Source organism: Pseudomonas sp. P4_C4 (assembly GCF_056402055.1).
The window spans coordinates 43,471-52,814 of sequence record NZ_JBFUID010000044.1; the positions used below are offsets into that span (position 1 = coordinate 43,471).

The following is a 9,344-nucleotide window of genomic DNA, read 5'->3' on the forward strand; positions in this document are numbered from 1 at the left end:
CTGAAGAGGAATAAAAATGAACAAGATGATTGCAGCCGTTTCCCTGGTGTTCCTGACGGTCTCGAGCCTGGCGGGGGCGGCCGACTGGTCTGGCAAAGTGTTGAAGCTGGGGGTGGACCCGACGTATCCACCGCTGGAATACAAGAACCAGGATGGCACGCTGACCGGCTTCGGGGTCGACATCGCCGAGGCGTTGTGCGCCGAACTGAAAGCCCGATGTGTCTGGGTGGAAAGCAGCTGGGACGGGATGATCCCGGGACTGCTGGCGCGCAAGTTCGATGCGGTGGCGTCTTCGATGACCATCACACCCAAACGCCTGGAGCAGATTGCGTTTACCGACAAGGTGTCCAATGCACCGGCACGGTTAGTGGTCAAACGTGGATCGGGATTACAGCCGACCCTCGAATCGCTCAAGGGCAAGCGCATTGGTGTGGAGCAGGGCTCGACCCAGGAGTCCTATGCCAAAGCGGTTTGGGGTTCCAAAGGCGTGGACGTTCTTTCCTATCAGAATCAGGACCAGGTGTACGCCGACCTGGTCGTGGGGCGACTTGATGCCTCGTTGCAGGGTTCCATTCAAGCCAGTTACGGCTTCTTGAAAACAGCGGCGGGTAAGGACTATGAATTTGCCGGTGCCACTCTGGATGACCCGGGCTTCTTCGGCGTCGGTGATGGCCTTGGTCTGCGCAAGGACGATGTCGCGTTGCGCGAAGATTTGAACAAAGCCCTGGCAACCATTCTCGCCAACGGTACTTACGCGCGGATCAACAACAAGTACTTCGATTTTGACGTCTACGGCGCCCAGTAACGCGTCGTCGTTAGCTTGAACAGGGCGCTCGTTCGAGCGCTCTATTGCCCCCCCCTTCACCTCACCCTGACAAGAACAAGGAGAGTGAGATGCTTCTGGAAGGTTTTGGCCCGCAGATTCTGCTGGGCACCCTGGCGACCATCAAACTGGCGCTTTGTTCATTGCTGATCGCCGTCCTGGCCGGGCTGATGGGCGCCAGTTCCAGGTTGTCGTCCAATCGTTTGTTGCGCACGCTGGCCACGGCTTACACGACCGTGATCCGCAGCATGCCGGACCTGGTGATCATGTTGCTGCTGTTCTTCAGCCTGCAGATGCTGCTCAACCGGATGACCGATTGGCTGGGCATCGCCCAAATAGATATCGACCCGTTTCTGGCCGGTGTCGTGACGCTGGCATTCATTTACGGGGCCTACTTTACCGAGACATTCCGCGGCGCCTTCCAGGCAGTCCCGACGGGGCAGATCGAAGCCGCGAGGGCCTACGGCATGACCCACGGGCAGACCTTTCGCAAAATCCTGTTCCCGCAAATGTTGCGCCATGCGCTACCCGGCATTGGCAACAACTTGCAGGTGTTGATCAAATCGACTGCGCTGGTATCGATCATCGGCCTGACAGATGTGGTCAAGGCCACGCAGGATGCGGGCAAGGGCTCGATGCAGTTCTTTTACTTCACCCTGGTCGGCGGCCTGATCTACCTCGCCATTACCACGGTAGCCAATGGTGTGTTGATGTGGCTGGAGCACCGCTACTCGGTCGGTGTCAGGAAGGCTGCGTTATGAACGGCATTCTTCAAGACTACTGGCAGGCTTACCTGTGGAGTGACGGGCCATACTTTTCCGGGTTGGCGGTGACGTTGTGGCTGCTCATACTTTCGGTGGTGATGGGTTTTGTGCTCGCGGTACCGTTGTCGATTGCCCGCGTCAGCCGCAACCCGCTGCTGCGCCTGCCGGTCTGGTGTTACACCTACGTGTTTCGTGGCACCCCGTTGTACATCCAGTTGCTGTTCTTTTACACCGGGGTGTACAGCTTGCATGTGGTGCGGTCCCAGGATTTTCTCAACGCTTTTTTCCGTGACGGCTTCAACTGCACGGTGCTGGCTTTCGGGCTCAATACCTGTGCCTACATGACCGAGATTTTTGCTGGCGCCATCAGGGCGACCGCCCACGGAGAAGTCGAGGCCGCCAGTGCCTACGGAATGAGCCGGTTCACGCTTTATCGGCGGATTATTCTGCCGTCGGCATTGCGCCGCGCGCTGCCGTTTTTCAGCAATGAAGTGATTCTGATGCTGCATTCCACCTCGGTGGCCTTTACCGCCACGGTGCCCGATTTGCTGAAGATCGCCCGGGATGTCAACTCGGCGACCTATGCATCCTTTACCGCCTTTGGCATTGCCGGGGTGTTGTACGCCACCAGTGCTTTTTTCCTGATCTGGCTGTTTCGACGCGGCGAGCTGCATTGGCTGGCCTACCTCAAACCGCGGACGCACTGACCCCTATCGGACTTGCTCGAATGTATAAATTGATCGTTGAAGATGTCCATAAAAACTACGGCAACCATGAAGTGTTGAAAGGGGTTTCGCTCAAGGCCAGGGCGGGTGATGTGATCAGCATCATCGGCTCCTCCGGGTCCGGGAAAAGTACCTTCTTGCGTTGTATCAACCATCTGGAACAACCGTCGGCCGGGCGCATTGTTGTCAATGACGAAGAGTTGCTCACCCGCAGAAACTCAAGGGGTGAGTTGTGTGTGGTTAACCCCGGGCAGTTACGGAGCCTGCGCAGCCGGTTGTCGATGGTGTTTCAGCACTTCAATTTGTGGAGCCACATGTCCGTGCTGGAAAACATCATCGAGTGCCCGATGAGCGTGCTCGGTATCAGTCGGGCGCAGGCACTGGAGCGGGCGCGTCATTACCTTGCCAAGGTGGGGCTGCCACAAAAAGTCGAGGGCCAGTACCCGGTGCATTTGTCCGGCGGCCAGCAACAGCGGGTGGCCATTGCACGTGCGTTGGCCATGGAGCCTGAGGTGATGCTGTTCGACGAACCGACTTCAGCCCTTGACCCTGAACTCGTGGGCGAGGTGCTCAAGGTCATGCAGCAACTGGCCGAAGAGGGCAGGACGATGGTGGTCGTCACCCACGAAATGGCGTTTGCCAGGCAGGTGTCGAACCACGTCATGTTTCTGCATCAGGGGCGGGTGGAGGAGTCGGGAGCGCCAGGCACGCTGCTGGAACAGCCTCAAAGCGAGCGGTTGCAGCAGTTCCTGGCCGGGAGTCTCAAGTAGTTAAATTTCGATTTTCCAGGCGTGAAGGATAATTTCGAATACTAACGCCAGCAGAGCAATCGACCGACCGCATCTGGCCGATCTGTGCCTATCGCCACTGTCAGCTTCACGCCCTGAGGAAGTCAGTCAACCTAAATCGAGGTTCTTCAGCAGCGGTGAACCGCGCTTCCTCTGCGCCGACCAATAAAGTCGCTGATAGCACCGGAAAATATCTTGACGAGCATGGCGGTCGATTCAGCAATACCCTCGATCACGCCGACGGCCAACGCACTCGCACCCAATGTAGTGACCAAAAACACAGGCAGTAAACTGTGCACCAGCTCGGATGATAGATCCATGAATAGGCTGACAAAGCCAAGAGCCCAAATCGTGCGCGGAATACGAAAAAGCTCAGCTTTGGTGTTTGAACTTCCGCTACTCATATTTTCATCCTGTACTCATCGGCATCAAGGAGAGACTGAGGAAACGGTTCAGTCGTGCATGCAGGCGAACCAAGTTTCCGCCAGAGCGGCAAAAATCAATGGAGCTGCCGTTGCCTCTGTAGTTCCCTCTTCAGCCAGGTGCGTGCCGGTTGTGCGCCCTCTGGACATCGCACCTCATAGGCGCGGCCAGTCATACTGCTTCTGGTGGCAGCAAGATCGATGAAGTCTTCTGCGCTGTTCACCATATTCTTGCCTTCGAGATAATTCAGCTTCTTCTCCAGATGCGCCCGAGCCCGGGGACCTGGGAATGCGTCCCCGTTACGCACGAACTGACATTCACTATGCTCGACAAAGTCCAGCAAGCCCTTTATCTCTTGTGTGGCTTGATGTGTGGCTTGAGCCTGCACATTGGTTACGATTGCGATAAGGCTGATACCAGCGGCCATCATCAATTGGCTGATGGGCCTGGCCGCTGCTCCTATCCACATCTGCATGCGCATCCGCATGATTCATCCTCGTCCTGAAAGTGGCTGGTTTCTGCCTGTCGCCAAGGGCCAGAACTGGCCAAAAGCATACACTTTTCAGCCCTGATGAAGTCGGTGCCTCACAATACCCTGTGACTTGATGGAGCGCAGATGTTGCGCAAATTGTCTATCCTGAACTCGCACGCTGAACACTTGCATTGAAGAATATGAAATACCCCTAGGCCGTAGCAATTAGCGTCCTTTAGCTCAACGTTAGGGTTCGGAGAGTCAGCAATGAGCAATCAAAACATGCCAAATCAGACTACTCCAGAGAAACCTACCCACACACCCAATGACGGAAACGTAATTGTTTCTGAATCCGCTTACACCCCGAACGCAGTTCATTTAAAGGTCCGCTTACGGAATATAGCGTTGTCAGTCACCCTCCTGATCTATGGAACATTTGGAGTGGTCACCGACAACTTTATGATTCCCACCAAGCGCGGGGTATTAACACTGTATGGCTACCCAGCATGGATCATGTATGGAGCGCTGCTGTGTCTGGTGGCTAACCTGACTGCGGTGATCATTGATCATTACGACACGCGAAACAATGAAGGAAGGTACAAAAAGTTTGAAGCGTTTGTGCGAAAATTTGGATGGATACTGTTTGGTCTTGCATTGATTCTAAGTCTCGTGAAACACGCCAAAGATTACGTATGTGAGGATAGAGTAATCCTACAAGCGACCAGCGAAAAAGTTGGACTTACTGCAATCGCATACAATCGCTACTGCGCCTTGCATGATCCACTCAATGCAATCGAACCGCTACTACAAATTTCTATTATTCCTGCAGCTTCTATTCTTCCGGAAAAGTTTAAAATTGCCGCAAGCATGAATTTGACAGATATTGTTCGCATGTACTGGAATGGCAATAAATTGACCCTTGAGTACCGCCCGCGTCAAGATAAAAAAGGCAAGAAAGCTCTTCCAGTAGTCTACAGTGACTCACCCGTTCCGGTTGAGCTTATTAACGTGAGCCCTAACCCGGTGGTGCAGGGGACGCGCCGCGATAAAGCTGCACAGAAACCCGGACCTTGAACGTTATTGAATGATCGTTTTTTTGCCGTTTTCTACCTGGTGCAACGGGCTTCTATGGGTTGGTTTCAGCCGGTCGTGGAAGACAGTAATCGGCCGATTCTGTTGAAAAAGTCGGCCATGGTTTGCGCATCAGAAAAGTACGCGTCCTAGATTGAAATCTTTACTTTTGGCAGTGGCTTCCGGACTCTGATTTCACCTGGCAGCGTGCAAAAAAGGCGTTTTCACCAGTCAATGATCAGGCAGTTTGGGCAAAGCGACTTTTTCAACAGAATCGGCCAGAAGGAGACATTCGTTTGCGTCGGGATGCCCCCTATCCAGTCGTCAGGCATTAAGCACTGTTGAGATGGTCGCATATGAGCTCGATGAACCGCTGGGTCTTCGCAGGAAGCAGCCGTGTTTCGGTCAGTGCGTAGACCGAGATGCGAGTGCGACTACGACGAGATGTGCCACATCGTCGAAGGCACCGTGCGCCTGACCGATGCGGACGGCGTGGCGAAGACCTTCGGGCCGGGGGATTCGTTCGTGGTGGCGGCGGAGTTCAGGGGAACCTGGGAAAACATCACGCCGGTGCGCAAGGTGAATTTCATTCTCGGATGAGTTCGGCCCGGGCGGATAACGATGACAACTTTGCCGTCGCCTACCTGGGCCTGTCCCGCACCGGCTCCGGGTCCGTCACCCGCGGATCGGACTTGCGCCCGGCCCTGGCAAGCCGGGACGACGCGTCGTGCGAGCAACCAGGCCTGCGCTTCGCCTGGGAACGCCGGCAGCCCGTACGTCAACGCAAGATCCAAGGCCGGTTACAAGGGGTATAACTATTAGAACAACAGGCGGGTCACCCAGAATAGGCCCTCCAAAGGCAGCGTCCGGGCCAGGCGCTCCAGGCCTGATCGACGCCTGCGGCGCGGAGCGATGTGATGAGTTCCAGAGCATGGCGATGGGCTCGCAAGAGCCTTATTGGCTGCATCGAGCTGGCCTTGCTGGTCGTTCCACTGTGCGCCAGCGCCATGTTCAAGTGCCAAGCCAGGGACGGAGCCATCAGCTACACCAGCCAAGCCATCGCCAGCGCCCGCTGCACTCGCCTGAATGGCATGGCGGGCGCTGGTGTCGGCGCCAAGGCAATGGCCCTGCCACGGCTTGTGCGGGACGACAACCCGGGCGCGGTGCGGATTCGGGTGTACACCTTTATCCACAAGGGTATTCGTCAATATGTGAGCCGGCGCCCCGTCGGGATCTCCGCACGGGTCGATGTCCTTGAGCTCTATTACATCAAGGGCTGCTATCTGTGCATGGCGCCGAAGGATTTCAAGGTCGCCTCACTGCGCCTGGACACCCATTCCTATCGGCGGGAGATCGAAGCCGCTTCGGGTCATTATGGTGTCGACAGGGCGCTGGTCCGCGCAGTGATACATGCCGAATCGGCGTTTCGCCCCAACGCCATTTCCGAAGCCGGCGCCCAGGGGCTGATGCAGTTGATGCCCGCCACCGCCGAGCGCTTCGCCGTGGACGATCCGTTCGACGCACGACAGAACATTCGTGGCGGCGTGCGCTACCTGGCCTGGCTGCTCAAGCGCTTCAACGGCAACCAGGTGCTGGCGTTGGCAGGTTACAACGCCGGCGAAGCGTCCGTGGTCGAGTACAACGGGGTGCCTCCCTACGCCGAGACGCAATCCTACGTCACCCTCGTGCGGTCCTTGACCGAACGCTATCGCAACCATCGCTAGTACCGTAGGGCGCATAACCCGGAATAGGTAATACGCCGGCCTCTCCACGGCGGATAACGCTGGCGCGTTATCCGCCCTACGAAAGCAATCAGGTTCCGCGCTCGATCAATACGCCGGGTGGGGAATGGCTCAACCGAACTTCCACTCTCACCGATAGCTATCGACCCATAACGGTCATTTGTCCGCCGACGATGGAAGCTCTAGCTCCGAGCTACAGCTTGAAATGCTGGCATTCTGGAAATTTTACAACCAGGTAAGTTGTCAATTTTTTTGTAGCAAGAGGGCCTCAATGAGGCCCTCATCGCCAAAACCTGGTTGTACTCAGTTCGCCTTTATTGGCACCGTCACGGTTTTGCCGAAGGCCGATTTGATGGTCGCTGTCGGGTTAGGCGACGGGCCACTGCCGACGGTCGTCACCGCTATCTGCCAACGTGCGCCTGTCGCCGTAGGCGTCAGGGTGGCGGTGCCAAGGTTCGCCGTACCGGTTGCGACCGTGGCAGTCGCCGTGATGGTATTGCCCGTGCCACGCGAGGTGGTGCCGGACAGGACCCAGTAGTAGCGGCTGTTGCTGCGGGCGGTGACGGTAGTGCTGGTGACGATCAGATTCTCGTTGACCGCTGCCGAGACCGCCACGGACACCGTCGCCGGTGCCGATTCCGCACCCTTGGCGTCGGCGGCCCTATAGGTAAAGGTCGCGGTGAACGGCGCGGGGACTGTGGCCGGTGGTGTGTAGGTCACGCGCGTACCATCGGTGCTGACCACGCCCTTGCCGGAGTCCGGTTGCTCCAGCCCCACCACTTTAAGTGGCACGTTACCGTCAGGGTCGCTGTCGTTGGCCAGGACGTTGATGATCACCGGTTGGCCGGTGTTGCTGATGGCGCTGTCGGCGTTGGCGATCGGTTTTTGGTTATCGCCGTCCTCGACATGTTTATCGCCAGTGCGGAAAGTCGGCAGCGCAGCAGAATTGACGTAGGTGACGCCATCCCAGCCAGGCAGGGGTGTTGGCATCAACTGAAACTGGCCGGGGTGCTCGACATCCCAACGCAGCAGCATGGACGTGTCCTCGTGCTGAGTGTTGTGGCAATGCTCCATGTAGGTCCCGGCAAATTCACGGAAGCGGATCGCAATGTCCACGTCCTTCGAACTGTCGATGCCTTCGCCGATGAGATAGACGTCCTTGCGGGCCCATTTTTCCCATTCCGGCGGCGCCTTGCCGTCACGGTTGAGGACGATGCCTTCTTCGAAATGCACGTGCACCGGGTGGCTCCAGCCGTTACCGCCGTTCCTTATTTTCCACACTTCCAGGGTGCCGTCGCCGGAGAACCCGGCAGGGGTCGGGCCGTTAGCCAGTTGCGGAGCGGCGCTGATGATTCGAGGGTCCATTTGGAAGCCGAAACCGCCGTCGGTCTTGATGGTCCAGGGTTGTTCGTCGGTACCGTCGGAGCGACCGAAAGTGAACTCGCGATGCCGCGCCGCCTTGAGCGTGGCCTGCACCGTCGGGTCGTCACGGTTGAGGGTCAGCGGGATCATGGTCTTGCCGGCCGGTTTGCCCGGTTTGGCGGGTTCGTAGTCGGCGGGGTTCATGCTCACGTCCTGGCCGGCATAAGACTGGACCACCAGCTGCATGAACTTGCCCACCACCGGGTCGCCGGCGTCCCATTCCAGCCCTTTGCTGCCCAGCTTGAGCAGCGCTTTGTACTTCCCGGACAGCACATCGGCCAGGCTCAGCGGTACAGGCTCTGGACCCTTGCCGTTCTGGTGTTCCATCAGGTTGACGAAGTACAGCTTGTCGCCGGTCTTGATCCCGTATTTTGAGAAGTTGACGATGATGTCGAAACGCTCGGCGATGCCCTGGGTGGGCAGGATGGCGTTGTGGTCCTGCAGGTCGCCGTCAGCGTCCAGGTCCATGCTGCCGTCGAACGGCACGGCGTGTTCCATGAGGTTGCCGTCGTTGGCAATCATGTGGAACGGCACGCGGGTATAGGACAGACCGGAACCTGCAGGTCCGGGGAATTCGCCGCCGGTGCCAACAACTTCACGCACCAGCGCGATCCTGAAGAAGCGCGACACCGAGCCATTGAGAATGCGGAAACGATAGCTGCGCGCCCGCACATTCAGGCGCGGCTGGTACTGCCAGTTGACCAGGATCTGATCGCCGAGAAAACCATCGGTGTTGAACGGGTTGAACCACAGTTGGCCGTTCTGATCCCAGGCCTTGTCGGCCACCAGCAGGTTGACGTCATAGTCGCGGTTGCCCCAAGGCAACGCCGAACCACTGGGCAGGCGCAGGTTGACGCCGTCTTCGAAGGCTTCGTTACCGCGATCCAGGGCGCTGTAGTAGTTCATCATCGTCGCGTTGCCCTTGTAGACGTTCTGCGCAGTGAAATCGAGCATGTGGTCGTGGAACCAGTGGGTGCTCATGGTTTCGCGCCAGTCGCCACGGATCTTGATGCTGCCGTTGTTGCAGGTCTTGAGGCCCGGCGTGGCATCGTTGACATACAGGGTTTCGCCCGGGGCGCAGGGGAACGCCGCGCGCGGATCCTGAGCGCTGGTG

Annotated in this window: 9 protein-coding genes and 2 pseudogenes; 7 read left to right on the top strand and 4 right to left on the bottom strand. The window is 57.6% G+C overall.

Features of this window, described 5'->3' with window-relative positions; all coding sequences use genetic code 11:
- The first annotated feature begins 25 nt into the window (after positions 1-25).
- The 4 genes from AC1DXW_RS21560 (at position 26) to AC1DXW_RS21575 (ending at position 3,082) form a co-directional block, all read left to right on the top strand.
- On the top strand, positions 26-805 hold the full coding sequence (locus AC1DXW_RS21560) for an ABC transporter substrate-binding protein (protein ID WP_477760433.1): 780 nt from the start codon (positions 26-28) through the stop codon (positions 803-805).
- An 89-nt stretch (positions 806-894) separates the two neighbouring features.
- Positions 895-1,584, top strand: a complete 690-nt coding sequence (locus AC1DXW_RS21565) for an ABC transporter permease (protein ID WP_477760428.1) — start codon at positions 895-897, stop codon at positions 1,582-1,584.
- Positions 1,581-2,294, top strand: a complete 714-nt coding sequence (locus AC1DXW_RS21570) for an ABC transporter permease (protein WP_477756246.1) — start codon at positions 1,581-1,583, stop codon at positions 2,292-2,294. Before AC1DXW_RS21565 ends, AC1DXW_RS21570 begins: the two co-directional genes overlap by 4 nt.
- 20 nt (positions 2,295-2,314) lie before the next feature.
- Positions 2,315-3,082, top strand: coding sequence for an ABC transporter ATP-binding protein (locus AC1DXW_RS21575; protein WP_477760429.1), 768 nt, complete (start codon positions 2,315-2,317; stop codon positions 3,080-3,082).
- A gap of 167 nt (positions 3,083-3,249) precedes the next feature.
- On the opposite strand, the pseudogene AC1DXW_RS21580 reads toward AC1DXW_RS21575, so the two are convergent.
- Both AC1DXW_RS21580 and AC1DXW_RS21585 read right to left on the bottom strand, forming a co-directional pair.
- Positions 3,250-3,504: pseudogene (locus AC1DXW_RS21580) on the bottom strand (MFS transporter); the annotation flags it as partial.
- A 95-nt stretch (positions 3,505-3,599) separates the two neighbouring features.
- The gene (locus tag AC1DXW_RS21585) at positions 3,600-4,010 is read right to left on the bottom strand and encodes a YfeK family protein (protein WP_477756244.1); all 411 of its coding nucleotides are present in this window, start codon (positions 4,008-4,010) and stop codon (positions 3,600-3,602) included.
- A 252-nt stretch (positions 4,011-4,262) separates the two neighbouring features.
- On the opposite strand from AC1DXW_RS21585, the gene AC1DXW_RS21590 reads away from it, so the two are divergent.
- Positions 4,263-5,069 (top strand): hypothetical protein, encoded by an 807-nt coding sequence (locus AC1DXW_RS21590; protein ID WP_477760430.1) that lies wholly within the window; start codon positions 4,263-4,265, stop codon positions 5,067-5,069.
- 328 nt (positions 5,070-5,397) lie between these two features.
- Here AC1DXW_RS21590 and AC1DXW_RS21595 read toward each other — a convergent pair.
- Positions 5,398-5,490: pseudogene (locus tag AC1DXW_RS21595) on the bottom strand (LysR family transcriptional regulator); the annotation flags it as partial.
- Between AC1DXW_RS21595 and AC1DXW_RS21600 the strand changes: the two are divergent.
- Positions 5,475-5,666, top strand: coding sequence for a cupin domain-containing protein (locus tag AC1DXW_RS21600; protein ID WP_477756470.1), 192 nt, complete (start codon positions 5,475-5,477; stop codon positions 5,664-5,666). The pseudogene AC1DXW_RS21595 and the gene AC1DXW_RS21600 overlap by 16 nt on opposite strands.
- A 317-nt stretch (positions 5,667-5,983) precedes the next feature.
- Positions 5,984-6,790, top strand: a complete 807-nt coding sequence (locus AC1DXW_RS21605; RefSeq protein ID WP_477756471.1) for a lytic transglycosylase domain-containing protein — start codon at positions 5,984-5,986, stop codon at positions 6,788-6,790.
- A 321-nt stretch (positions 6,791-7,111) separates the two neighbouring features.
- On the opposite strand, the gene AC1DXW_RS21610 is transcribed toward AC1DXW_RS21605, so the two are convergent.
- A partial coding sequence (locus tag AC1DXW_RS21610; RefSeq protein ID WP_477760431.1) for an Ig-like domain-containing protein occupies positions 7,112-9,344 on the bottom strand: 2,233 nt, incomplete at its 5' end.

What these genes read in the sequence shown, in the direction of transcription:
- AC1DXW_RS21560 (WP_477760433.1), top strand. Translation starts at nt 26, where the DNA reads ATGATTGCAGCCGTTTCCCTGGTGTTCCTGACGGTCTCGAGCCTGGCG.
- AC1DXW_RS21565 (WP_477760428.1), top strand. Translation starts at nt 895, where the DNA reads ATGCTTCTGGAAGGTTTTGGCCCGCAGATTCTGCTGGGCACCCTGGCG.
- AC1DXW_RS21570 (WP_477756246.1), top strand. Translation starts at nt 1,581, where the DNA reads ATGAACGGCATTCTTCAAGACTACTGGCAGGCTTACCTGTGGAGTGAC.
- AC1DXW_RS21575 (WP_477760429.1), top strand. Translation starts at nt 2,315, where the DNA reads ATGTATAAATTGATCGTTGAAGATGTCCATAAAAACTACGGCAACCAT.
- AC1DXW_RS21585 (WP_477756244.1), bottom strand. Translation starts at nt 4,010, where the DNA reads ATGCGGATGCGCATGCAGATGTGGATAGGAGCAGCGGCCAGGCCCATC.
- AC1DXW_RS21590 (WP_477760430.1), top strand. Translation starts at nt 4,263, where the DNA reads ATGAGCAATCAAAACATGCCAAATCAGACTACTCCAGAGAAACCTACC.
- AC1DXW_RS21605 (WP_477756471.1), top strand. Translation starts at nt 5,984, where the DNA reads ATGAGTTCCAGAGCATGGCGATGGGCTCGCAAGAGCCTTATTGGCTGC.